Source organism: Streptosporangium jomthongense, from assembly GCF_042650425.1.
Taxonomy (GTDB): domain Bacteria; phylum Actinomycetota; class Actinomycetes; order Streptosporangiales; family Streptosporangiaceae; genus Streptosporangium.
The window spans coordinates 170710-193800 of record NZ_JBHSBC010000009.1 but is presented as its reverse complement, the minus strand read 5'-3'; the positions used below and the strand labels follow the sequence as shown (position 1 = coordinate 193800).

Sequence of the window (23091 nt, the reverse complement as noted above, 5' to 3'; positions counted from 1 at the left end):
CACAACGACGTCAAGAAGCTCAGCCGTACCTCCGACGACGGAGACCACAAAGTCCTCGGCCGCGCAGCCCTCGGACGGTACTGGATGCGACCGCCCGCACACCGCCGGCCTGAACTAGGAGCTGTTCGGGGTTCGGATCTCGGTGGGGCCGGAGAGCGGGCTGGCTGTGGCTGGTAGAACTCGGACGTGGCGCGTTTTGATGTGACGGATACCGAGTGGGCGTTGATCGAGCCGTATCTGCCGGTGGCGGCTACCGGGCCGTTGCCGCGGCGGGTACGGGATCAGTTCAACGGGATCCTGTGGCGCTTCCGTACTGGTTCGGGCTGGCGTGATGTGCCGGAACGGTATGGGTCTTGGTCCACGCTGTATTCCCGGTTCAACGGCTGGGCCAAGGCCGGGGTGTTCCAGGACTTGATGGAGGCGCTGATCGCTGAGGCCGCTTCGCGGGGGCAGGTCGGGCTGGAGCTGGTCAGTGTGGACTCCACGATCGTGCGGGCGCATCAGGAATCGGCCGGGCTGGCGGTGGCCGGGGAGACGCTGGATGCGCTGGAGCAGGCGCTGACGGAGGAAAAGGGGGCTCCACTTGCGGAGCAGCCGCCGGTGCTGCGGGTGATGCGCCGCAGGTCAGCCTCGGTGCGGACAACGCCGATGATGCGGACGCGTCGCCGGGTGGGGATCGTGCCGCCGCTCGCCGACGACGCCGGGCCCGCGCTGCGGTTGCCGGGCTCGGCCGATCCCGAGGCGGGCTGAGCAGCAAGATCCATGCCGCGGTGGACGCCGCCGGGCTGCCGCTGGCCTTCGTGCTCACGCCCGGCCAGGCCGCCGACTGCCCACGCTTCGTCACCGTCCTGAACAAGATCCGTGTTCCCGGCCGGGTCGGGCGGCCGCGTACCCGCCCTGCCGCGGTGGCGGCGGACAAGGCGTACTCCTCCAAGGCCAACCGTGCTCATCTGCGCCGCCGCCGGATCAGGGCGGTCATTCCGGAAAAGATCGATCAGCAGGCCAACCGTAAGAAGAAGGGGTCGGCAGGTGGGCGGCCCGTGCTCTTTGATTCGCAGCGCTACCGGCAGCGCAACACCGTTGAGCGCTGTTTCCAGAAGATCAAGGCCTGGCGCGGTCTGGCCACCCGCTACGGCAAGGCCCCGGAAAGCTACGAGGCCGGGCTCTACCTCCGAGGCTCGATCATGTGGCTGAAGCTCCTTACCTCAACCACATGATCCGAACCCCGAACAGCTCCTAGGGTCTGCGCCAGGTTCGGGACAGGGCGAGCAGGCTCAGGCCGAACATCAGGACGCCCAGGGGGAGGTGGACCGAGGGGATGTGGGCGATGCCGAGCAGTACCTGGACGGAGGCCAGGATGAGGAAGCCGGCGGCGTGGAGGATGGGGCGGGGGGAGCCGCCGCCTGGCTTCCAGGCCAGGATCGCCGCGAGGACGTAGAGGACCGACGCTCCGTACATGACGCGGGCTCCGGCGCTGTGCAGGGTCTCCCCGTAGGAGGTGGACAGCAGCAGTCCGGCGGAGGTCGCCTGGACGAAGATGGTCAGGGTCTGCAGAGCGATCGCGATCCGCAGAAACGAGAAGTTGCGCTGTGCTGTCGCCTGAGTGGCCATGTCACGGTTCCCCTGTTCCGCCCTGGAAGTGTCTTGGAGTGCCTGTCGGTGCCCTGAAGGGCCAAAAAATGCCTGAGAGTGCCCTGAGACACCCGGAAGTGCCGTGAAGCGCCAGAAAAGATCTTGAAGTGTCCGGAAATATCTGGATGCGCCAGGGATCGTTGGATAGTGCTGAAAAGTACCCCTAGGTAGTGGATCGATAAGGTCTCATCAGTCCGACGACGCAGGCCCGCGAAAGGTAAGGCGAGGAGGCGGCCGGGAGCATGGACACGGCTGGGACGGCCGCTGAGCGGCGCCAACTGATCAATGTCGCCTACCGGTTGCTCGGTTCACTGGCCGAGGCCGAGGACGCCGTACAGGAGGCCTACACGCGCTGGTACGCGCTGCCGCGAGGCAAACGGGAGGAGATCGCGTCCCCCGGCGCCTGGCTGACGACCGTGACCGGCCGCGTCTGCCTGGACGTGCTCGGTTCCGCGCGGGCCCGGCGTGAGCGCTATGTCGGCGCGTGGTTGCCCGAGCCGCTGCCCGACCGTGCCGAGTGGGGTCACGGCCAGGGCGCCGACCCCGCCGACCAGCTGGTCCTGGACGAGTCGGTGGCCATGGCCTTCCTCGTCGTCCTGGAGTCGATGACCCCGGCCGAGCGGGTGGCGTTCGTTCTGCACGACGTCTTCCGCTACTCCTTCGCCGAGATCGCCGACGTTCTCGACCGGACCCCCGCGGCCTGCAAGCAGCTGGCGGCCTCCGCCCGGCGGCGGGTGGACGGCACGCGGGCCCCGACGGTGGCGACGGTGGCGCGGGCCGACGCGGTACGGCAGGTCAAGGAGGCGTGGGAGACGAAGGACATCACGGCCCTTGTCGGCCTCCTCGACCCGGCCGCCGTGATGGTCGCCGACGGCGGGGGAGCGGTCGGCACCGTACCGCACCCGGTCGAGGGCGGCGCGCGCATCGCCCGGTACATGGTCGCCATCGCCGACATGGCCCCGGGGCTCGAACTCCTGGAGCGGTCGGTCAACGGCATGCCGGGTCTGGTGGCGCGGCGTGCCGGTGTGGTCACGACCGTGGCCGCGTTCGACGTCGCCGACGGTTACGTCACCCGGATCTGGGTGGTCCGCAACCCGGAGAAACTACGCCTCTGGACACAGGACGGCTGACACTCCGGTGGAGAACACAAGAAGGGACGTGCCTGGTGGGCACGCCCCTTCCTCGTGGAGGACCTCCCCGATCGGAAAGCCTCCTCCGGACCGGAAAACTCGCTCCTCCGGATCAGAAGGCCCGCTTCTCCGGACCAGGAGGCTCGCGACCTGGAGGGGAGGCCGTCAGGAGTGACCGATCACCACGGTTTGACCGCGAACCCCGGCGGCCACGGTCGGGGCGGAAGGAGTGGAAGGCCGCCTGGACGGCCCGGGGCACTCCTGGCGGGTTCAGCTTCCCGCCGGGGGCCCGCCGGAGCCGTCGACGTCGTTCCAGAGCGGGTCGTCGACCACAACGCATGGTTTGACCTGGCCATTGACCACGTAGGTGGGGAGCTGCCACTGCGTCCCCGATCTTCCCGACCCGAACACGCGGTCCTTGTTCTCGGTGAGCATCATCACCAGGGTCTGTCCGTTTCCGACATACCGAGGATCGATTTCCAACCCTCCTCCGTGAGGCAGCAGGCGAACGGCCTTGGCGGACGCGGAGCCCTCCCATTCCTCCGGGGATGCGCCCCCAACGATGTCTCCCCTGTTCCCCTGGCACGCCTTACCGGACTTGAGGTAGGTGATGTCCGCGGACACCCCCATCTTTTTCAGATCCTGTTCCAGCTTGTCGGCGTCCCTGAACTCGTTCAGCTTGACGTTGATCGTGCCGTCGGTGTTCCTGGTCACCGCGTACGCGGCCTGTTCCGACCCGGTCAACAGCGGCATCGCGATCGTCGCCGCCGCGGCCAGCCCGGCCACCGCCGCCCCCGTGAGCAGGCGGCGACCGATGCGTCGACGGTTGGCGCGCGCGGTGATCTCGGCTTTCATCTGCATCAGTATCTGTTCCTCGAAACTCATCCCAGTGTTCCTTCCAGAACGAAGGGCAATCCCCGCAGCCTGCGGCGAGCGCGGTGCAACCGCACCTTGGCGGCCCCCGGCTGGATGCCGAGGGCCACCGCCGCCTCGGTGACCGTGAGCTGGTCGATGACGACCAGTTCGAGTACGGCGCGTTCCCCCTTCGGCAGGCCGGCCATGGCCGTGAAGAGCCGCCTGGCGGGCTGCTCCGCGTCGATGCGCTCCTCAAGCTTGGCGATGTCGTCACTGTCCAGTGGTCGCCTCCCGCTCATCCGGCTCGCCAGCCGCCACTCCTTGAACGAACGCCGCCGCTCGGTCGAGACCCTGTTGCGTGCCACGCCGTACAGCCACGCGAGCTCGGTCCCCTGCTCGGCCCGGTAGGTGTGGGCGGAGTTGAGCACCGCCATGAACACCTCGGCCACCATGTCGGCCACGGTGTGCGGGTCGTCGACGCGTCGTGCGAGGAAGCGGGTGACCGCATCGACGTGCCGCCGGTAGAAGGCTTCGAACGCCGCGTGATCTGTGGCGATCTCCGCCTGTTTGCGAAGCACTGGCAATGCCCCCCTTCGTTGGCTAACACCCCCTTTGGTCAGAATCTCCCAAAGGGTTACAGGGGGCGGATCCGCTCCTTCGGCCCGGCTGGAGCGGCGCCGTCGTCCCAGGCCGAAACGCCACACGGCACGACACAGGGCGGGAACATGAGCACCCGCCCTGTGCGCGACCACCTCGCCGCCCTTCGCAAGGGTGACGGAGGCGTCGGTACCGGTTGCTTCGGTCGGCTCGTCCGGTGAGAACCGGGTCCACCGCGGCCCACGCATCGCCCGGTACATGGTCGCGACATGGCCCCGGAGCTCGAACTCCTGGAGCGGCCGGTCAACGGCGTGCCGGTGTGGTCACGACCGTGGCCGCGTTCGACGTCGCCGACGGTCACGTCACCCGGATCTGGGTGGTCCGCAACCCGGAGAGACTACGCCTCTGGACACAGGACGGCTGACACCCCAAACAGACGCTCCAGCTGGAAGAGCCCTGGACGGAAAGCTTCAGCGGGCAGGCCTCAGGTGGAAGGTCCGGACGGAAGGCGCCGAGCGGAAATCCCGGCTGGAAGAGCCCGGGTGGAAAGGCCGGACGGGAAGGAAACAGAGGAAGGGGCGTGCCCGTTGGGCGCGCCCCTTCCTCGTCGGAAACCCCGGTCGGCGAGCCTCCTCCGGACCAGAAGGCTCACGACCGGAAGTCAGGAGTGGCTGATCATCACGTGCTTGATCCGGGTGTAGGCGTCGAAGCCATACCGCGACAGGTCCTTGCCGGTTCCCGAGTGCTTGAAGCCGCCGTGGGGCAGCTCGGGGATGATCACCTGGTGGCAGTTGACCCAGACCGCGCCGAAGTCCAGTTCCGCGGTCAGCCGCATCGCCCGGCCCGTGTCGCGGGTCCAGACGCTGGCGGCCAGGGCGTAGGGGACGCCGTTGGCCAGCTCGATCGCCTCCCGCTCGTCGGCGAAGGACTGCACGGTCACGACCGGGCCGAAGACCTCCTGCTGCACGATGTCGTCGTCCTGGCGGACCCCGGCGACCACGGTGGGGGCGAAGAAGTAGCCGGGCCTGTCCAGGCGGTGGCCGCCGGTGACGACGCGGGCGTGGCCGGGCAGCCCCTCGACGAAGGAGGCGACCCGTTCTGCCTGCGCGGCGTTGTTCGAGGGGCCGAGGAAGACGCCCTCCTCGTCGGGAGCGCCGACGGTCAGGGCGTCCGCGGCCTCGGCGAGAGCCTGGGTGAAGGCCTCGGCGACGCTCTCCTCGACCAGGACGCGGGTGACGGCGGTGCAGTCCTGGCCGGTGTTGAAGAAGGCGGCCTCGGCGACGGAGCGGGCCGTCTCGACCACGTCCACGTCGGCGAAGACCACGGCCGGGGCCTTGCCGCCCAGTTCGAGGTGGACGTCCTTGAGGTCGTCGGCGGCCGAGCGCATGACCTCGATCCCGGCGCGGGTCGAACCGGTGATGGCGACCATCTCGACGCCGGGGTGCTCGACAAGCGCCCGGCCCGTGTCGCGGTCACCGCAGACGACGTTGACGACGCCGGGCGGGAAGACCTGCGCGCACAGCTCGCCGAGCAGCACGGTCGAGCCGGGTGTGCTGTCGGCGGGCTTGATGACCAGGGTGTTGCCCGCGGCCAGGGCGGGGCCGATCTTCCAGGCGGCCATCATGAGCGGGTAGTTCCACGGCGTCACCTGGGCGACGACGCCGATCGGCTCACGCCGTACGAACGAGGTGTGGCCCTCGGCGTACTCGGTGGCGCCCAGGCCCTCCAGGACCCGGGCGGCGCCGGCGAAGTAGCGGATGGCGTCGATGGACCCGCCGACGTCCACGCGGCGGGTGATGCCGCGGGGCTTGCCGGTGGACCGTACCTCGGCCTCGGTCAGCGCGTCGCGGTTCTCCTCCATCAGCCGGGCGAGGTCGAGCAGGAGCTCCTGCCGCCTGGCCGGGGTGCTGCGCCGCCAGGAACGGGCGGCCTCGGTGGCGGCGGCGACCGCGGCGGCGACGTCGTCGGCGGTCGAGCGGGGCGCGCGGCCGTACACCTTCTCCGTGGCCGGGTCGACGAGGTCCATCCACTCACCGCCCGCGGGCTCCCGGCTCTGCCCGTCGATGACGTTGCGCAGGGTGTCCATGGGTCTCCTTAGCTGGTGAGGGTTTCGACGCGGGCCATCACCCGGCGGCAGAAGGCCGCGACGTCGTGCGGGTCGTCGGTGAACTGGGAGGGCTTGATGCAGAAGGTGTCGAAGCCCTGGGCCATCTGGTCGGGGATGGTGGACAGCGCCTGGTCGAGGTCGGCGACCGAGTCGTTGCCGGGGAAGATCGCCCGGGTGCCGCCGATCATCTCAAGCTCGGAGATGTCCCGTCCGGCCTCGCGCATCGCGTTCGCGAGCAGGTCGAGCTCCTCGGGCTTGGGCCTGCCGAGCGGGTTGAAGCCGTGGCCGTAGCGGACCAGGCGCCGCAGCAGCGGGCCGTGCAGGGTCTGGCCGCCGAACCAGAGGGTGGGGCCGCCGGGGCGGAAGGGCTTGGGCTCCAGGTAGACGTCCTCGAACGGGTAGTACTCGCCGTCGAAGCTCGCCGGGGACTCCTTCCAGAGCAGGTCCCAGGCGGCCAGGTGCTCGTCGAGGAGCTTGCCGCGCTTTTCGTACGGCACGCCGAGGGCGGCGTACTCGTCGCGGCTCCAGCTCACCGTGGGGAGCACGACGAGACGGCCCTCGCTGAGCCGGTCCAGGGTGGCCATCTCCTTGGCCAGCAGCAGCGGGTGGCGCAGCGGGGCCAGGATCGCCCCGGCGACGAGCCGGATCTGGCTGGTCACCGCGGCGATGGCGCTGAGCAGGACGATCGAGTTGGGCCAGGAGGTCTTCGGGTCCTGGTTGCCGGGCAGGGCGTACTCCCTGGGGTTGGGCATGACCCCCAGGGCGCCGGAGTCGGGGCCGAGCACCACGTGTTCGCTGAGCATCACCGAGTCGAACCCGGCGTCCTCCGCCTCACGGGCCCACCGGACGACGGAGGCCAGGTCGTCGCCCGGCGTCATCGTCCAGTTCTCGCTGAGGATGAGCAGCATCTTCGGGGTCGCCACGGGCACGCCTCCGCCTGTCGTCTAAAGATTTGGGTCCAAACGGTATGTCCCGGGGGTGGGTGTTGGCAAGGTTTGTACGCCGTGAGCTGCGCGGCCCCCCATTGACGGAGAGTCATTTGGGTCCATACATTCATTCAAACAACCCCTTGGAGGCCTCCGATGTCCCAACCAGCGGACCTGATCCTGGTCAACGGCGACGTCCTGACCGTCGACGCCGACTTCTCCGTGGCCCAGGCGGTCGCGGTGCGGGACGGACGCATCCTCGCCGTCGGTGAGACCGCGGAGATCGAGGCGCTGGCCGGACCGGAGACCCGGGTGATCGACCTGGCGGGCCGTACGCTCCTGCCCGGCATCAACGACTCGCACCTGCACGGCGCCGCCTGGGGTCTGACCAGGCCGCCCTTCGCGCTCAGCGTCGGCTACCCCGCCGTCAGGTCCATCGCCGACATCGCCGAGACCGTACGGCGGGCCACCGAGACCACCCCCGAGGGAGAGTGGATCACCGGCCTCGGCTGGGACCTCGGCTACCTCGCCGAAGTCCTCGCCGACCCGTCCCGCCGCCCGCACCACCGTGACCTGGACGCCGTCTCCCCCGACCACCCGGTCGCGCTGACCGACTTCTCCGCGCACATGCTGTGGGTCAACTCCAGGGCCCTGGAGATCGCCGGGATCACCCGCGACACCGTCGCCCCTGCCGGCGGGGTGATCGAGGTGGACGCCGACGGTGAGCCGACCGGCATCCTGAAGGAGGCCGCCCAGGCCCTCGTGCAGGGCCTCATCCCGGTCGCGAGCGTCGAGCAGCGCAAGGAGGCCATCCGCCAGGCCGTCGCCGCCCTGCACGCCGAGGGCATCACCAGCTACACCGAGCCCGGCCTCGGCCCCGGCGGCACCCAGATCCTCGGTGGCGGCCTCAGCACCGAGTCCCTGGACGCCTACATCGAGCTGGCCCGCGCCGGGGAACTGGCCGCCAGGGTCAGGGTCCTGCTGCTGCCCGCCGCCATCGGCGGCTCCGCGGCCGACCTGGTCGCCGGGCTCGAAGGCCTCGGCGTGCCCGACGACATCGACCCCGACCTGCTGTCGGTCATCGGCGTGAAGATCTTCGCCGACGGTGTCCCGCCCAACGAGACCGCCTGGATGCACGAGCCGTACGGCAGCGCGGGAGGCTACGGCTCGCTGTGCGTGCACGGCGCGACCGCCGCCCTGCAGGAGGCGGAGCTGCGGGAGATGATCAGGCACGCGCACGCCGCGGGCTACCAGCTCGGGGTGCACGTCACCGGTGACCGGGGCATCGACGCCGTGGTCGACGCCTTCGTCGCGGCCAACGAGGTCCACCCCAGGCCGGACGCCAGGCACTACCTCATCCACGGCGACTTCGTCTCCGCCGAGAGCCTGGCCAAACTCTCCGCGCACGGCTACTCGGTCAACATGAACCCCGGCATCAAGTGGATGACCGCCGACATGATGGACGACATCCTCGGCAAGGCGCGCTCCGAGTACCAGTGGCCGGTCCGCTCCGCGGTCGAGGCGGGCGTCGCGGTCTGCTCAAGCTCGGACGCGCCGATCACCGAGCCCAACTGGCGCCAGGCCGTCGCCTCGATGATGCTGCGCGAGTCCAAGGCGACCGGCAAGGTCAGCGGCCCCGACCAGTGCGTGGACCTGGCCACCGCGCTGCGCGCCTACACGATCAACCCCGCCCGCCAGGACTTCGCCGAGTCCTGGAAGGGCAGCGTCGAGGTCGGCAAGATCGCCGACCTGTGCGTCCTCGGCGGTGACCTGCGCGCCGGCGACCCGCACGATTACGCCGACATCCCGGTCGACCTGACCGTCCTCGGCGGGAAGGTCGTCTACGAGCGCGCCGGGAGCTGAGCCACCAGGCGAGGGGCCGTCCCGGGGGTGCGCCCGGGACGGTCCCTTTTTCATGTCCTGCTCAGATGGCGATATTTCCGTACCGACAGCGGCAGGAAGACCGCGACGAGCAGCAGCGGCCACGCCACGGCCATGGGGATCGCGTTCAGGGTGATCCAGGACCCGGCCTCGAAGCCCGGGGTTCCGAACAGGTCCCGTACGGCCGCCGCCGTGACCGAGAGCGGGTTCCACTCGGCGATCGCGCCGAGCCAGAAGGGCATGGTCGCCGGGTCGACGAAGACGTTGGACAGGAAGCCCACCGGCCAGACCAGGATCTGCACGGCCGTCACCGACTCCGGGCCGCCGGCGGCCAGGCCCGCCAGGATTCCCACCCACAGCAGGGCGAAACGCAGCAGGAGCAGCAGCCCGAACGCGGCCAGGGCCGGGCCGGGTCCCTCGTGCCAGCGCCAGCCGAGCGCGAGCCCCGCGCCGACCATGACGGCCAGGCCGACCACCGAGTTGAGCATGTCGGCGACGCAGCGGCCCGCCACGACGGCCAGTGAGCTCATCGGCATCGAGCGGAACCTGTCGGTCACGCCTTTCGCGGCGTCGGTCGTCACGGCCATCATGGTGTTCTCCAGCCCGAAGAACACGGTCATGGCGAACATCCCGGGCATCAGGAAGTCGAAGTAACCTCCCCCGCCGGGCACCTCGATCGCGCCGCCGAACAGGCCGCCGAACATCAGCGCGATCATGACGGGGAAGATCCAGCCGATGGCGACCGTGCCGGGCCGCAGGGCCCAGTGGTTCAGGTCGCGCCTGGTGATCGTCCAGGTGTCCGCGAAGGCCCAGCCGACCGTGGACAGTGCCGTCATCGAACGACCTCCTTGGTGAGTTTGAGGAAGACCTCGTCGAGTGTCGGACGGCGCAGGGTGATGTCCTGAGGCTCGACGCCCGCCTCGTTCAGCGCCGAAACCAGCTCGGCCAGCGCGCGGGTGCGCCCGGCCACCGGCACGCTGACCCGGTCACCCTCGGCGTACGGCTCGCCGGAGGCGACCCGGCCCGCCAGGCCGAGCACCGTCGTCACGTCGTCGCCACCGGACAGCACGACGTCGATCCGGTCACCGCCGACGGTGGCCTTGAGCTCGTCCGGCGTGCCCTCGGCGACGACCCGACCGGCCCTGAGCATCGAGATCCGGTCGGCCAGCCGGTCGGCCTCCTCCAAATACTGGGTGGTCAGCAGCACGGTCGTGCCCGACTCGGCCAGCTCGCGGACCGCCTCCCACACCTCGGCGCGGGCCGCCGGGTCGAGACCGGTCGTCGGCTCGTCGACCAGCAGCACCGGCGGCGCCACGATCAGGCTCGCGGCCAGGTCGAGCCTGCGCCGCATGCCCCCCGAGTAGGTCGCGACCGATCTGCCGGCGCTCTCGGTCAGGGAGAAGCGTTCGAGCAGCTCCTCGGCCCTGCTTCTGGCCACCGGGGAGGGCAGGTGGTTCAGCCTGCCGAACATCACGAGGTTCTGCCGTCCGGTCAGCACCTCGTCGACCGCGGCGTACTGCCCGACGAGCCCGATGTTCCGGCGGACCTGCCGGGCCTGCGTCGCGACGTCGAACCCGGCGACGCTCACCCGCCCGGCGTCGGCTTCGAGCAGCGTGGCCAGGATCCGGACCGCGGTCGTCTTGCCCGCCCCGTTCGGGCCGAGCAGCCCGCGCACCGAGCCCGCCCGCACCCGCAGGTCGAACCCATTCAAACCCGTCCCCTCCGGCGCCTTCGGGTAGCGCTTGCGCACCCCCTCGGCGTCGATCGTGAACTCGGGTCGCCCCACGTGCACCCCTTTCTTTCGTACGGCGTACCGTACACCGTACTGAATGACTATAGTGGGGTCAACGCCGAAGGTTTGGAGACTGTTCCCGTGAGCGGAAGAAAGGGCGCCGACCCCGCCCGCAGCCTGGCCCTGCTGTGGGGGGCGCACGGCAGGCCGGGAAGGTCCGGGCTGACCATCCGCGCGATCGTCGAGGCCGCCGTCGAGCTGGCCGACACCGAGGGCATCGAGGCCGTCTCCATGCGCCAGGTCGCCGAGCGGCTGCGGGTCGGCACCATGTCGCTCTACACCCACGTGCCCGGCAAGACAGAGCTGGTGGACCTGATGGTCGACACCGCGTACGGCAGGCTCTACGACGACGTGGACGCGCCCTCCGCACAACCCGGCGGCTGGCGGGGGGCGCTGCGGTTCGTCGCCGCGCGCAACTGGGACCTCTACCTACGCCACCCCTGGATGCTGCAGGTCACGGGGGGCCGCCCCGCCCTGGGACCCAACGCCGTGCTCAAGTACGAGGCCGAGCTGCGGCCCCTCGACGGCATCGGCCTGACCGACCTGGAGATGGACGCCGTCCTCACCCTGGTCCTGACCCACGTCGAGGGCACCGCGCGGACCAGGGCGAGCCTGGAGGAGGCCCGGCGCGACAGCGGCCTGACCGACGACGAGTGGTGGGTGGCCAACGCGCCCCTGCTGGACAAGGTCGCCGACGAGAGCAGGTTCCCCGTCGCCTCCCGGGTCGGCCAGGCAGCGGGCCAGGAGTACGACGCCCCCGCCGACCCGGAGGTCGCCCTGACCTTCGGCCTCGACCGCATCCTCGACGGCGTGGCCACCCTGATCACCGGCCGGGAGGGCTGACCACCACGGAACCGTCCAGGAAGTCGTACTGTCCAGGAAGTTGGACCGTACGCTTGGGATATGCCGCGCAAGATCCAGAACATCCACGTCGAGGGATACACCTCGATCCGCCAGGCCGATGTCCGGCTGGGGGACATCACGCTCCTGGTGGGAGCGAACGGCGCGGGCAAGAGCAACTTCATCGCCGCCGTGGAGCTCCTCGGCAGGATCGCCGACGGTGAGCTCGGCCTTGAGGTCGGCCTCAGGGGAGGAGCCCAGGCCCTCCTGCACGCGGGCGCCAAGGCGGGCGGGTCCATCGTCCTGGGAATCGAGGCCGTGGACGGCGAGGCGACGGACGGCTACACGGCGGTGTTGATTCCCGCGGCGAACGACACACTGATCTTCGAACAGGAGACGGTCGTCACAAAACGGCGAGGCGTTGCCTTGGGGGGAGGCCACCGGGAGACGCTCCTGCACACCGCGCCGGAGGACACGGAGGACATAGTGGACATCCTGCGGGGGTGCCGGGTCTTCCACTTCCAGGACACCAGCAGGAACGCCCCGGTCAAACAGCTCGGCTACGTGGACGGCCAGGACTTCCTACGGCCGGACGCGGGAAACCTCGCCGCCTTCCTCCTGCACCTGCGCAGGGAACACCCGGAGAGTTACGAACGGATCCGAAGCACGGTGCGGGTGATGGCGCCGTTCTTCCGCGACTTCGTCCTGGTGGAGGACGCCAAGGGGCGGACCAGCCTCCGCTGGAACCAGCAGGGCGTCGACGCGGTCTTCCCCGCGGAGGCCCTCTCGGACGGCACCCTGCGTTACATCTGCCTGACCACACTTCTTCTGCAGCCGAGGCCTCCCGCCCTGCTGACCCTGAACGAACCCGAGCTGGGACTGCACCCGTTCGCGATCGTCCAGCTGGCGGACATGCTGAGATCCGCCGCCACCCGCAGCCAGATCGTCATCGCCACCCAGTCGGTGACCCTGCTCAACCAGTTCTCCCTCGACGACCTCGTGGTGGCCGAGAGGGACGAGGGGGAAACGGTCCTGCGCAGGCCGGAGCCCGAGGCCCTCCGGGAATGGCTCGACGACTACTCCTACTACGGCCTTCCCCGAGACACCCCTGGGATGGACGACCTTCCGAGTGGGACGCCTCACGCGCGCGTCGAGCATGTGGAGAGGGCCATCCATCGTGCGCTGGACGATGACCCGCGTCTCGTTCCGAACCTTGTTCTGCACGAGACGGAGACGTGGGTGTTCGCCGCGGCGAAAGAGCTGGGGGAGCTTCTCGGCAGGCCGGATGTCGCCGACGCCCTGCGCAAGCAGGCCGAACGCGCCGGAGGGCCCGAACTGGTCAACGACGGAAGGGAGACCGCCCCTTCGAAGCGCATCCTGGCGGCGTACCCGGGATACCGGAAGACCCATGACGGGCCTCGCCATCGCGGATCACGGCCTCGCCGCCCTGCGGCGTGACTGCCCGCATCTGGACGCGTGGGTGCTTCGGGTGCTGGAGGGCGAGAGAACGGTGTGACCCGGTGGCTCACCCGGTGGAGTCGAGGACGAAGACGTAGGTTCCGTTGCCGGCGTACATGTTCAGGAGCAGCCGGGGGTCGAAGAGGACGTCGACGCTGTTGCGCGGTTCCCCGGGGAAGTAGAGCTGGGTGGTCAGCAGCCGCAGGCCGGGGGCCTGGATCTTGACGTGGATGTGCCGGGTGCGGCTGGGATAGGGGCCGGGCACGACCGTGGTCAGCTTGAAGGCGCCCCGGGGGTCGGTGAGCTGGTGGCCGCGGAACGCGAACCCGACGCTGTCGTATTTTCCCTGGCTGTCCGCGTGCCAGAAGTCCATCAGGACGTTGGGCAGCGGGTCGCAGGAGCGGTTCACGACGAAACCGCTGACCTTCAGCGGGGTGCCGGAGCCGGGAAAGACGTTGCGCGCGGGAGAGCTCGGCCTGAAGTGGACGCCCACGGGCTGCTGGACGGTCGGGTCGTCGTCGCAGAACGGCGTGGGGTCGAGGAGCCGCCCGGCCTCCCCGGCCAGCGCGGGTGCGGCCTGGCCGAGCAGCAGCGGGATCGGCACACCCATCAGGGCCGCCTTCAGCAGCGTCTTCCTGCTGATGCCGTTCTCGGTCTCGTCGGTTACGCGATCGGCGCCCACGGTGGTCTCCTCGGCGTGCGGGGGGTGTCCGGTTCCTCGGAGAACGGCAGGAGCCGGTTTGTTTAAGGTCGCATGGAATTGAGATCATTTGCACCCAACGGGCGTCCATAGCCTCGGGTAATACCCCCTGGCTGTTCATTGTCCGAGGCGTCGTACCCCCGATATAGTGCCTTCCTTTTCATGAAATTTCGGTAATTGGGGGGCGAGATCTCCCTGGCCACAGGGGTGGTTTTTTCGGGGGAGGATACGTAGCTTCTTCTACTGGGCCACGCATGTGGCGGCGGTTTTTCGGTGGCCACTTAGTGCTTACCGTTTGGCCGGCAAAGTTAGAACCGTATCCCTTTTCTGCCCCCCAATCCCCGTGATGTTCCGTACCTTCCGGATGTTTCCGGTGGCGTCGGCGCCCGGTGTTCCCAGCGAACGCCAGGCAGGCGGGGAAGCCAGGAAGGAACGACACGCATGAAACGTAAGGGACTGATCGCGGTGACGGTGGGTGTCGCCACGGTCGCGGCGACCACGCTCTACACGGCACCCGTGAACGCGGCCGGACAGACCACCCCGGGAACGTCGAACGCGACGACGGCCGACCCCGGAAGCGACCCCAGGGCGCTGGCCGCGCAGGCCGCCGACAAGGCGGTCGCCGAGGGGCTGGGCGCGTTACGCAGGGGCCCGGAGGAGAGCTTCGAGCGCACCGGCGTGACCTCCGGCGCCGACGGCACGCAGTACGTCGGCTACGAGCGCGCCTACAAGGGGCTGCCGGTGGTCGGCGGCGACGCGGTGGTCGTCACCGACGCCGCCGGAAAGATCATCGACACCGTCGCGGCCACCGGCCCCACCGGGGACGTCGCGCTGACGCCGAAGGTCAGCACGAGGAGCGCCCTGAAGGTCGCCAAGGCCAGGCTGTCCCAGGTGGACAAGGCCGAGCAGCCGAGGCTCGTGGTGCGGGCCGGGGAGAAGGGCGAAAGACTCGCCTGGGAGGTCGCGGTCTCCGGCGTCGCCGACGGGAAACCGAGCGTCCAGCACGTCTTCGTCGACGCCCTCGACGGCTCGGTCATCGACGCCTACGACCTGGTCAAGTACGGCACCGGCAACGGCTTCTACAACGGCCAGGTGACGATCTCCACCTCCGGCTCCGCCGGCTCGTACACGATGAAGGACCCGACCCGCAACGGCCTGGCCTGCGGTGGGCAGAACGGCGCGCCGTACACCAAGGACGTCGACTCCTGGGGTGACGGAACCGGCACCAGCCTGGAGACCGGCTGTGTCGACGCCTTCTGGGCCGCCCAGAAGATGTGGGACATGCTCCGCGACTGGTTCGGCTACAACGGCTTCAACGGCCGTGGCGGCGGCTTCCCGACGCGGGTCGGCATGAACGACGCCAACGCGTACTGGAGCGGCTCCTACGCCGTCTTCGGCCGCAACCGGGCGAACACCCAGCAGGCCACCGCGTTGGACGTCATCGGCCACGAGTACGGCCACGCCATCTTCCAGTTCGCGGGCAGCGGCAGCATGGGCACCGGGAACGAGTTCGGCGGGCTGAACGAGTCGGCGGGTGACATCTTCGGCACGCTGCTCGAACACTACGCGAACGTCCCCGGCGACCCGCCGGACTACACCATCGGCGAGGAGGTCGACCTGCTCGGCACCGGCCCGATCAGGAACATGGCCAACCCGTCGCTGATCGACAGCGCGCCCAACTGCTACTCCTCCACGATCCCCATCACCGAGGTGCACGCCGCGGCCGGGCCGCAGAACCACTGGTTCTACCTGCTGGCCGAGGGCACCCACCCCGGCGGCGGTAAGCCGAACAGCCCGGTCTGCTCCGGCCCGTCCTACCTGGCCGGTATCGGCATCAAGAAGGCGGGCAAGATCTTCCTGAACGCCCTGCTGCGCAGGACCTCGACCTGGCGTCACACCGACGTCCACCGTGCGACCCTCGCCGCCGCGGCCGAGCTGTACGGCTCCCGCAGCGTCGAGTACGCCGCCGTCTGGGCGGCCTGGAGAGCGGTCAACGTCCCCTCCGCCACGCCGACCCCGCCCCCGGTCCCCACGGTGACGCCGGTGGTGGCCCCCACGGGACCCGGTGACCCCCCTGGGGTCAGCCTGGCCAACGTCAAGGCCCACCTGCAGCAGTTCCAGTCCATCGCGTCGAGCAACGGTGGCACCCGCCGTTCGACCGGCGCGGGTTACACCGCCTCGGTCACCTACATCGAGAACAAGCTGCGCGCCGCGGGCTACACCGTGACCCGGCAGAGCTGCACCAGCGGCTGCAGCCGGGGCGCGGGTCCCAACCTGATCGCCGACTGGCCGGGCGGTGACGTCAACCAGGTCATCATGGCCGGTGCCCATCTCGACAGCGTCTCCGCAGGTCCCGGCATCAACGACAACGGCTCCGGCTCCGCCAGCCTGCTTGAGGTCGCGCTGACCCTGGCCCAGTACAGGCCGACCGTGGCCAAGCACGTGCGGTTCGGCTGGTGGACCGACGAGGAGCAGGGTCTGCTCGGCTCGAAGTTCTACGTCAACTCGCTCGGCTCGGCCGGGCGCTCCAAGATCAAGCGGTATCTGAACTTCGACATGGTCGGCTCGCGCAACGGCGGTTACTTCATCAACAACATCTCCACCGCGGCGGCGGCCGATCTCAAGGCCTTCTACAACCAGATCGGTGTCCAGACCGAGGAGAACGTCGAGGGCGCCAACCGCTCCGACGACGCCTCCTTCCGCAACGGGGGCATCCCCACCTCCGGGGTCGCGGCCGGGGCCAGCGCCCGTAAGACCTACGCCCAGGCCTCCAAGTGGGGAGGTACGGCCAACCAGCCCTACGACTCCTGCTACCACTCCGCCTGCGACACCACGAGCAACATCAGCGACACGATCCTGGACCGGGCCGCCGACGCCACCCTCTACGCCATCTGGCGGGCGGCCGCGAGCACCGGACCGACCCTCGCGCAGCCCCAGCCGTGACATCCACTGTGACACCCGCTGTGACGCGCGCCTGAACGGGTGAACCCCGGCCGGATCACTCCGGCCGGGGTTCACCTGCCCCTGTACTCCCTCGGCCCCGGCGCAGGCACGGTCAGGGGCCTGCCGGACAAGGCCGCAGGCCCCTGACCTCCCGACGTGCTCCGCCGGGGCGGGCTCTGGGGATCCGCAAAACAGGCTCTAACGCTGGGGCGCGCGGATGCCGCGGAACTCCCAGTCGCCGCCGAAGGTGGTGGAGATGACCTCCTCCGACTCGGTCGGCTGGGCGCCGCAGTCGTCGCGGATCGGCGCCGGGCCGGTCACGATGTGGTTGGTCAGCTTGCCCAGCCCCTCGACCTCGACCTCGACCACGTCACCGGGCTGGACCGGGCGGGAGTTGGCCGGGGTGCCCGACAGCAGCACGTCGCCGGGGTAGAGGGTGATGGTGCGGGCGATGTCGGCCACCAGATAGTGCATGTCCCACTCCATCTCGTCGGTGGAGCCGTCCTGCACCACCTTTCCGTTGACGAGGGTGCGCAGCCGCTTGTGGTGGAAGTCCCAGTCGGTGACCAGGCCGGGGCCGAGCGGGCACAGCGTGTCGGAGCCCTTGACGCGCAGCATGGACCCGGCGTCGGTGTCGCGGAAGTCGTGCAGCCCGTAGTCGTTGCCGATGGTGTACCCGGCGATGTAGTCGCCCGCCTCCTCGGGGGAGACGTTGCGGGCGGTGCGGCCGATGACGATGGCCACCTCGCCCTCGTAGTTGAGGTACTTGCAGCGCTCGGGACGGACCACGGCGCCCTTATGCGCGTTGAGGGCCGAGGTGGGCTTGTGGAAGTAGGTCGGGGCATCGGGCAGGGTGGTCATGAACTCCTCGACCCGGCTGCGGTGGTTGAGGTGCACCGCGACGACCTTGGAGGGAACGACCGGCGGCAGGTGCACGGCCTCCTCGACACCGACCACCCGCCCGTCGGCGCTGACCAGTTCGTCGCCTTCACGCCGCACCTGGGTGGCGGCGCCGTCGAGCAGGATTCTGCGATATTCGGGCATCAACGGCCCTTTCCACGTTGAGAGTCGGAAGAGAAGCGAGGACTGGGCGCGCAGGTCAGCCGGGATAGGGGTAAGGGTAGGGGTCGTTGGAGGGGTCGGTGCGGTGCGGAGCCGGGAAACCGCCCGCGGGCGGGTCGAACCACAACAGGACCTGGCCGGTGCCCACGGAGTTCTCGTACTCCCCGTACTGCCGGCCCGGCGCGGTGCAGTCCCCCTCACCCAGAGCGCCGATCATCATGAGGTAGTGGCCGAACCGGGCCTCCGGCTTGAACCGGGCGAACTCCGGCATGGTGTCCAGCACCCGGGCGTGATCGCCCTCCTTGAACCAGCCGATCCGCTCGTAGTCGGCGGCGCGGGCCTCGGGGGTGATGATGTGCTCAGGACCGGAGGCCTCGTGCGCCCGCAGATGCCGCAGCGGCCAGAAGGTGTGCGACAGGGCGCCGGAGGCGATCAGCAGCACCTTGCGGTCCGTCGCGGCGATCGCGTCCCCCAGGGCGCGTCCGAGTCGCAGGTGGTCCTCGGCGTCACCGGTCTGACACACCCCGATGCTCACCCACCGCTTACCGGCCACGCCCAGATGCGTCCACAGGTTGGTGGTGGCGTAGTAGATCGGCAGGTAGGGGTCCTCGATCGCGGTGATCCAGGTGGCGTGGTCGGCCGCCCTGGCGGCGATGGCGTGCGCGAGCTCCTGGTCGCCGGGGAAGTCGTAGGGCATCCGGCACATGCCGCGGGGCAGTTCCTCGGAGGTGAACAGGCCCGCGCGGTGCTGCTGGGCGGTGACGACGAACTCGACCGTGGTGGCCCAGTGCGAGTCCAGCACCACCACCGTGTCGTAGTCCACCGTCTCGAAGACGTCCTTGCGGAGTTGCCGCAGGCCCGTGACCAGGGTGATCTCCTGGCCGTTGTTCAGCTCCCGCCGGGTGGCCTCGGGAAGGACGATGGTGGGCACGTGGGCCAGCAGGCCCGCCCCGACTACCTGGCCCATGGCGCGCTCACCGTGTTCTTCACGTCGCAGTAGAAGTCGAAGCTCCAGGTGCCGCCCTCACGGCCGACCCCGGACTCCCGGGACCCGCCGAACGGCGCCTTGAGGTCACGCACGAAGAAGCAGTTCACCCACACCGTCCCGGCGACGAGCTGGGCGCTGACCCGCTCGGCCCGCTCCTGGTCGCCGGTGATCAGGGTGGCGGCCAGCCCGAACCGGGTTCCGTTGGCCATCTCCACCGCCTGCTGCTCGCCGGTGAAGGTCTGCAGGGTCAGCACCGGCCCGAAGACCTCCTCGGTGAGGATCTCGCTCCCCTCGGCGGCACCGGTGATCAGGGTCGGCCGGTAGTACTGGCCGCCCAGGTCGGTGTTGGGGCCGCCGCCGATGACGGCCTTCGCCCCGGCCTCCAGGGCGCGCTGGACGAAGCCGTCGATGCGCTCCAGGTGCCTGGGGTGGATGTTGGGGCCCAGGTCGGTGGACAGGTCCCGGGGGTCACCCTGCTTCAACGCGGTGGCGCGTTCGACGAACCGGGCGGTGAACTCCTCGGCGACGGACTCCTCGACGAGCAGGCGGGTACCGGCCAGGCAGACCTGCCCGGCGTTGTCGTACTGCTCGACCGCCAGGTTCACCGCCAGGTCCAGGTCGGCGTCGGCGAACACGATCAGCGGCGACTTGCCGCCGAGCTCCAGCGACAGCGGGGTGAGGTTCGCGGCGGCGGCGGAGGCGATGGTCCGGGCCGTGGGCACGGAGCCGGTGAAGCTGATGCGCCGCACCCGGGGGTCGGCGACCAGGGCGGCGCCTGCCTCGGCACCGTAGCCCTGCACGACGTTGAACACCCCGGCGGGCAGCCCGGCCTCGGCGGTGATGTCGGCCAGCAGGGAGGCGGTCAGCGGCGTCCACTCGGCCGGCTTGAGCACCACCGTGTTGCCCGCCGCCAGCGCGGGCGCGATCTTCCAGGTGGCCAGCATCAGCGGCGCGTTCCACGGCGTGATCAGCGCGCACACCCCGGCCGGGTCCCAGCTGACGTGGTTGGTGTGACCGCGGGTCTCGAAGTCCTCGTGGCCCAGCTCCAGCAGCCAGTCGGCGAAGAAGCGGAAGTTGTGCGCCACCCGCGGCATGACCCCCCGCAGATGGGAGCGCAGCAGGGCGCCGTTGTCGGTGGTCTCCACGATCGCCAGGTCCTCAAGCCTGGCCTCGACCCCGTCGGCGATCGCGTGCAGCAACCGCGCCCGCTCAGCCCGGGAGGTCGCGGCCCAGGCGGGGAAGGCGGCGTGGGCGGCGCCGACCGCGGCGTCGACCTCGGCCGCCCCACCCCGGGCGACCTGGGCGAGCAGGGTCTGGTCGATGGGGGAGTGGTCGTCGAACGTGGTGGGCGAGCCGACCCGCTCGCCGCCGATCCAGTGATCGCCGTGGACGGGGATACCGGCGACAGTGGCCATCCGCTTCTCCTAATCGTTTGGCTCCAAACAACCTAGGGTGAGCCGCGATGGCAGGTCAAGACCTAGGAGGAGCTCTAGGGTACCGTTTGGCTTCAAATGAACCTTTGAAGGAGTCCGGGATGTCTCGACGTCCGCTCATCGCGATCCCGTCGCGTTTCGCCGCCACCACCTCCGCCCTGCGGTATGAGGCCGTGGTCACCGCCCGGGCGCTGGCCGACGCGGTGTACCGGGCGGGCGGGGAGCCGTTCCTCATGCACCCGGTCGACGCCGAGCGGGCGGCCGAGCGGCTCGCGGTGGCCGACGGACTGCTGCTGCCCGGCGGCGGCGACCTGGCCCCGCAGTCGTACGGCGAGGCCGTGGCGCACGAGACGGTCTACGACGTGGACGCCGAGCAGGACGCCTTCGACCTGGCCGCCGCCGAGTACGCGCTGACGACCGGCCTGCCGACGCTGGCGATCTGCCGGGGGCTGCAGGTGGTCAACGTGCTGCGGGGCGGCAGGCTCCGGCAGCACATGGAGGCCGACCACCGTCACATGGTGCACCCGGTGACCGTACGGCCGGGCTCGCTGCTGGCCGGGATCACCGGGGAGGGCCGGATCAGCGCCTCGTGTTACCACCACCAGTGCGCCTCCGGGCTGGGTGAGGGCCTGGTGGCGGTGGCGCACGCCGTGGACGGCACGGTCGAGGCGGCCGAGCTGCCCGACGCGGCCGGGTGGTTCCTCGGGGTGCAGTGGCACCCGGAGGACACCGCGGCGAAGGACCCGGCCAACCAGTGCCTCTTCGACGCCCTGGTGACCGCCTCCCGAAATTAAGGGTGATTGTTCCTATTTCATTCACCCTTGTCCCAGGCGTTTGCTGCATTGATCGGATGAAGGTGGTTACAACCGCATAACGATGCCGATAAAGCATGCATGGTGAAGTGCGTGAGTATTGTGATTGCAGGGGCTTGCGTGGCTATGGCCACTATTGTGGGATTTGTTCCCAGGGCCTACGCGGCTGACTACGACACGGCGTGTGCGAATCCCACCGTTACCCTCACCAGCGGGAGCCCCGTGCCACCGATCTCCGCGGGCATGGTCGTGCTCTTCCAGGCGGGGACCTACAACAGCCTCTCGGCGATGGTGACCGGCGGTGGCGTCGCCTGCCTGGCCCCCGGGGCGAAGTGGACGGTGACCTCCTTCGGCGTCGCCCCGGTCGGGTCGATCCACGTGCGGGGCGAACTCGACGTGCAGACGCTCCAGGCGCTGAGCAACGGCTTCCTGCTGGAGAACGAGGGCACGGTCTCGGTGAGCGGCATCATCCAGGCCGGTGCGAACTCGATGCTGATCAACCACAAGGGGGCCACCTGGCAGGGCACCGGATCACAGACACTGTTCGGTACGGCGAGCCTGACCAACGAGGGCACGATCGACCTGGTGGGCTCGCTGACGTTGGCCGAGCAGAGCTCGTTCACCAACGTCGGCGACACCACGCTCGGCGCCTTCCAGAACGGCTCGACCACGACGAACACCGGGACCATCACGGTCATCGGCTCGGCCACCACCTCGGGGACCCTCTACAACAGGTGCATAGCCGACTTCCGGTTCGGCTACGAGTCCGAGGGCTCGACGACCAACGAGGGCATACTTCTGGCCGTCAGCGGCACCCGGGACAGGACGGGCCTGTACATCTCCGGGACCTACACCAGCACCGCGACCGGCGTGACCAGCGGCAGTGACTTCACCATCGCCGTGACCGGGCAGATGACGGGCGCGGGGAGCTACCGCTTCACCGGCCTCACCACGGTGGCGGGCAGCGCCGTCGGCAGCCCGCAGATCGTCTTCTACGACACCTCGCAGACGGGAAGCCAGATCTTCGACGTGGTGACGGGCACGGTGACCAACGTGGTCAGGGCCGTGGTGCCACCGCCCGACCCCGCCGTCCTGCCCGCCGGATGCGCCGCGGCGGGGGTCGACCTGTCCATCACCAAGTCGGTCAGCCCGGTGAGCTGATCGTCCGCGCTGTCTGACGAACTGGTCTGCCCTGGGTGTGGCACGATGCCGACAGACTGTGACCGGGTGTATAACTCGTGGAGTTTTCCCTGTTCAGCGACTTGATCGGCTTATGAGTGAAGAGATCGAACGCCGTATGGCCAATGGCTTTGTTGTCTCTGGCCTGCATCCAAGGACCGGCCGAAGCGGAAGAAACCGTGCGCGCCGGTCATGAGGTGGTCTTCGCCATGACCATCAGGAACGTGGGACCCGCGGTCGCGCGCGAGGTCGTCGTACGTGACCCGCTCGACGACCGGCTGACGTTCCTCTCGGTCAGCCCCGACTCCTGCGGTTACCAGGACCGGGTGCTGACCTGCCGGTTGGGGAGGTTGGGTCCGGAGGAGGCGGTCACCGTCGAGTGGCGGGGGCTGGTCTCCCCGGACACACCGGACGGCTACCGGCTGCGCAACGTCGCGAAGGTGTCGGGCGTGACCCCCGAGTCGCGTCTCGACAACAACCTCGGGCGCGCGGAGATCACGGTGACGAACCGGCCTCCGCACGTCAGGAGGCCGCCGCACGTCGAGAGGCCGCCCCTCTTCGAGAAGCCGCCGCTCGTCGCCGGACCGGCGCCGGTGCCCCGGGAGGAACTGCCGTTCACCGGCTTCCCCGCCTGGCTGCTCGGCCTGGCCGGGCTGCTGGTCGTCGCGGGCTCCGCCGTACGGTGGACGGCCCGCCGGACCGGTTGAGCCCTGCCCTGAAACCGCCGTGAAACCGTCCTAGAACCGTCCTGAGACA

19 protein-coding genes and 1 pseudogene are annotated in these 23091 nt (G+C 69.6%); 9 read left to right on the top strand and 11 right to left on the bottom strand.

Annotated elements, in window-relative coordinates; genetic code table 11:
- The first annotated feature begins 186 nt into the window (after positions 1 to 186).
- A pseudogene (locus tag ACFOYY_RS10680) lies at positions 187 to 1217 on the top strand (IS5 family transposase).
- 19 nt (positions 1218 to 1236) lie between these two features.
- Here ACFOYY_RS10680 and ACFOYY_RS10675 read toward each other — a convergent pair.
- Positions 1237 to 1611, bottom strand: a complete 375-nt coding sequence (locus tag ACFOYY_RS10675) for a hypothetical protein (protein WP_386189613.1) — start codon at positions 1609 to 1611, stop codon at positions 1237 to 1239.
- A 263-nt stretch (positions 1612 to 1874) separates the two neighbouring features.
- Between ACFOYY_RS10675 and sigJ the strand changes: the two genes are divergently transcribed.
- Positions 1875 to 2762, top strand: coding sequence for an RNA polymerase sigma factor SigJ (gene sigJ, locus ACFOYY_RS10670; protein WP_386189612.1), 888 nt, complete (start codon positions 1875 to 1877; stop codon positions 2760 to 2762).
- Positions 2763 to 3032: 270 nt separating this feature from the next.
- Here the strand turns inward: sigJ and ACFOYY_RS10665 are convergent, their stop codons facing one another.
- The 4 genes from ACFOYY_RS10665 to ACFOYY_RS10650 form a co-directional block, all read right to left on the bottom strand.
- Positions 3033 to 3647, bottom strand: a complete 615-nt coding sequence (locus ACFOYY_RS10665) for a hypothetical protein (protein ID WP_386189611.1) — start codon at positions 3645 to 3647, stop codon at positions 3033 to 3035.
- Positions 3644 to 4195 (bottom strand): RNA polymerase sigma factor, encoded by a 552-nt coding sequence (locus tag ACFOYY_RS10660; RefSeq protein ID WP_352014021.1) that lies wholly within the window; start codon positions 4193 to 4195, stop codon positions 3644 to 3646. The genes ACFOYY_RS10665 and ACFOYY_RS10660 overlap by 4 nt, the downstream gene beginning before the upstream one ends.
- Before the next feature lie 680 nt (positions 4196 to 4875).
- Complete coding sequence (locus tag ACFOYY_RS10655) at positions 4876 to 6300, bottom strand: aminobutyraldehyde dehydrogenase (RefSeq protein WP_386189610.1); 1425 nt, start codon at positions 6298 to 6300, stop codon at positions 4876 to 4878.
- Positions 6301 to 6308: 8 nt separating this feature from the next.
- Positions 6309 to 7244, bottom strand: a complete 936-nt coding sequence (locus ACFOYY_RS10650; protein ID WP_386189609.1) for a TIGR03619 family F420-dependent LLM class oxidoreductase — start codon at positions 7242 to 7244, stop codon at positions 6309 to 6311.
- Between the two features lie 159 nt (positions 7245 to 7403).
- Here ACFOYY_RS10650 and ACFOYY_RS10645 point away from each other — a divergent pair, with 159 nt between their 5' ends.
- Positions 7404 to 9110: an amidohydrolase gene (locus ACFOYY_RS10645; protein ID WP_386189608.1), complete on the top strand. Its 1707-nt coding sequence runs from the start codon at positions 7404 to 7406 to the stop codon at positions 9108 to 9110.
- A gap of 50 nt (positions 9111 to 9160) precedes the next feature.
- Here the strand turns inward: ACFOYY_RS10645 and ACFOYY_RS10640 are convergent, their stop codons facing one another.
- Together ACFOYY_RS10640 and ACFOYY_RS10635 are read right to left on the bottom strand one after the other, a co-directional pair.
- Positions 9161 to 9964, bottom strand: coding sequence for an ABC transporter permease (locus ACFOYY_RS10640; protein ID WP_386189607.1), 804 nt, complete (start codon positions 9962 to 9964; stop codon positions 9161 to 9163).
- Positions 9961 to 10914 (bottom strand): ATP-binding cassette domain-containing protein, encoded by a 954-nt coding sequence (locus tag ACFOYY_RS10635; protein WP_362911237.1) that lies wholly within the window; start codon positions 10912 to 10914, stop codon positions 9961 to 9963. The genes ACFOYY_RS10640 and ACFOYY_RS10635 overlap by 4 nt, the downstream gene beginning before the upstream one ends.
- Positions 10915 to 11001: 87 nt before the next feature.
- On the opposite strand from ACFOYY_RS10635, the gene ACFOYY_RS10630 reads away from it, so the two are divergent.
- Positions 11002 to 11763, top strand: a complete 762-nt coding sequence (locus ACFOYY_RS10630) for a TetR/AcrR family transcriptional regulator (protein ID WP_352014015.1) — start codon at positions 11002 to 11004, stop codon at positions 11761 to 11763.
- A 60-nt stretch (positions 11764 to 11823) separates the two neighbouring features.
- A complete protein-coding gene (locus ACFOYY_RS10625; protein ID WP_386189606.1) occupies positions 11824 to 13218 on the top strand; it encodes a DUF4276 family protein in 1395 nt (464 codons plus the stop codon).
- Between the two features lie 67 nt (positions 13219 to 13285).
- On the opposite strand, the gene ACFOYY_RS10620 is transcribed toward ACFOYY_RS10625, so the two are convergent.
- Complete coding sequence (locus tag ACFOYY_RS10620; RefSeq protein ID WP_362784486.1) at positions 13286 to 13900, bottom strand: dioxygenase family protein; 615 nt, start codon at positions 13898 to 13900, stop codon at positions 13286 to 13288.
- Positions 13901 to 14359: 459 nt separating this feature from the next.
- On the opposite strand from ACFOYY_RS10620, the gene ACFOYY_RS10615 reads away from it, so the two are divergent.
- Positions 14360 to 16861, top strand: a complete 2502-nt coding sequence (locus ACFOYY_RS10615; RefSeq protein ID WP_386189605.1) for a M28 family peptidase — start codon at positions 14360 to 14362, stop codon at positions 16859 to 16861.
- A gap of 198 nt (positions 16862 to 17059) precedes the next feature.
- Here the strand turns inward: ACFOYY_RS10615 and ACFOYY_RS10610 are convergent, their stop codons facing one another.
- From ACFOYY_RS10610 to ACFOYY_RS10600, 3 genes are read right to left on the bottom strand one after another with little or no spacing between them, the layout of a single operon-like run.
- Positions 17060 to 17905, bottom strand: a complete 846-nt coding sequence (locus ACFOYY_RS10610; RefSeq protein WP_352014012.1) for a fumarylacetoacetate hydrolase family protein — start codon at positions 17903 to 17905, stop codon at positions 17060 to 17062.
- A 55-nt stretch (positions 17906 to 17960) separates the two neighbouring features.
- The gene (locus ACFOYY_RS10605; protein WP_362911241.1) at positions 17961 to 18890 is read right to left on the bottom strand and encodes a DODA-type extradiol aromatic ring-opening family dioxygenase; all 930 of its coding nucleotides are present in this window, start codon (positions 18888 to 18890) and stop codon (positions 17961 to 17963) included.
- The gene (locus tag ACFOYY_RS10600; protein ID WP_386189604.1) at positions 18878 to 20326 is read right to left on the bottom strand and encodes an aldehyde dehydrogenase; all 1449 of its coding nucleotides are present in this window, start codon (positions 20324 to 20326) and stop codon (positions 18878 to 18880) included. Before ACFOYY_RS10600 ends, ACFOYY_RS10605 begins: the two co-directional genes overlap by 13 nt.
- 119 nt (positions 20327 to 20445) lie before the next feature.
- On the opposite strand from ACFOYY_RS10600, the gene ACFOYY_RS10595 reads away from it, so the two are divergent.
- From ACFOYY_RS10595 to ACFOYY_RS10585, 3 genes are all read left to right on the top strand, one after another.
- Positions 20446 to 21138, top strand: coding sequence for a gamma-glutamyl-gamma-aminobutyrate hydrolase family protein (locus ACFOYY_RS10595; RefSeq protein WP_386189603.1), 693 nt, complete (start codon positions 20446 to 20448; stop codon positions 21136 to 21138).
- A gap of 240 nt (positions 21139 to 21378) precedes the next feature.
- Positions 21379 to 22317 (top strand): hypothetical protein, encoded by a 939-nt coding sequence (locus ACFOYY_RS10590; RefSeq protein ID WP_386189602.1) that lies wholly within the window; start codon positions 21379 to 21381, stop codon positions 22315 to 22317.
- Between the two features lie 197 nt (positions 22318 to 22514).
- Positions 22515 to 23042, top strand: a complete 528-nt coding sequence (locus tag ACFOYY_RS10585; protein WP_386189601.1) for a DUF11 domain-containing protein — start codon at positions 22515 to 22517, stop codon at positions 23040 to 23042.
- The last annotated feature ends 49 nt before the right edge of the window (positions 23043 to 23091 follow it).

Excerpts from the sequence above, each read along its gene's own strand:
- ACFOYY_RS10675 (WP_386189613.1), bottom strand. The coding sequence starts at position 1,611 with ATGGCCACTCAGGCGACAGCACAGCGCAACTTCTCGTTTCTGCGGATC.
- ACFOYY_RS10625 (WP_386189606.1), top strand. The coding sequence starts at position 11,824 with ATGCCGCGCAAGATCCAGAACATCCACGTCGAGGGATACACCTCGATC.
- ACFOYY_RS10600 (WP_386189604.1), bottom strand. The coding sequence starts at position 20,326 with ATGGCCACTGTCGCCGGTATCCCCGTCCACGGCGATCACTGGATCGGC.
- ACFOYY_RS10595 (WP_386189603.1), top strand. The coding sequence starts at position 20,446 with ATGTCTCGACGTCCGCTCATCGCGATCCCGTCGCGTTTCGCCGCCACC.
- ACFOYY_RS10655 (WP_386189610.1), bottom strand. The coding sequence starts at position 6,300 with ATGGACACCCTGCGCAACGTCATCGACGGGCAGAGCCGGGAGCCCGCG.
- ACFOYY_RS10610 (WP_352014012.1), bottom strand. The coding sequence starts at position 17,905 with ATGCCCGAATATCGCAGAATCCTGCTCGACGGCGCCGCCACCCAGGTG.
- ACFOYY_RS10645 (WP_386189608.1), top strand. The coding sequence starts at position 7,404 with ATGTCCCAACCAGCGGACCTGATCCTGGTCAACGGCGACGTCCTGACC.
- ACFOYY_RS10665 (WP_386189611.1), bottom strand. The coding sequence starts at position 3,647 with ATGAGTTTCGAGGAACAGATACTGATGCAGATGAAAGCCGAGATCACC.
- ACFOYY_RS10605 (WP_362911241.1), bottom strand. The coding sequence starts at position 18,890 with ATGGGCCAGGTAGTCGGGGCGGGCCTGCTGGCCCACGTGCCCACCATC.
- ACFOYY_RS10615 (WP_386189605.1), top strand. The coding sequence starts at position 14,360 with ATGAAACGTAAGGGACTGATCGCGGTGACGGTGGGTGTCGCCACGGTC.
- ACFOYY_RS10640 (WP_386189607.1), bottom strand. The coding sequence starts at position 9,964 with ATGACGGCACTGTCCACGGTCGGCTGGGCCTTCGCGGACACCTGGACG.
- sigJ (WP_386189612.1), top strand. The coding sequence starts at position 1,875 with ATGGACACGGCTGGGACGGCCGCTGAGCGGCGCCAACTGATCAATGTC.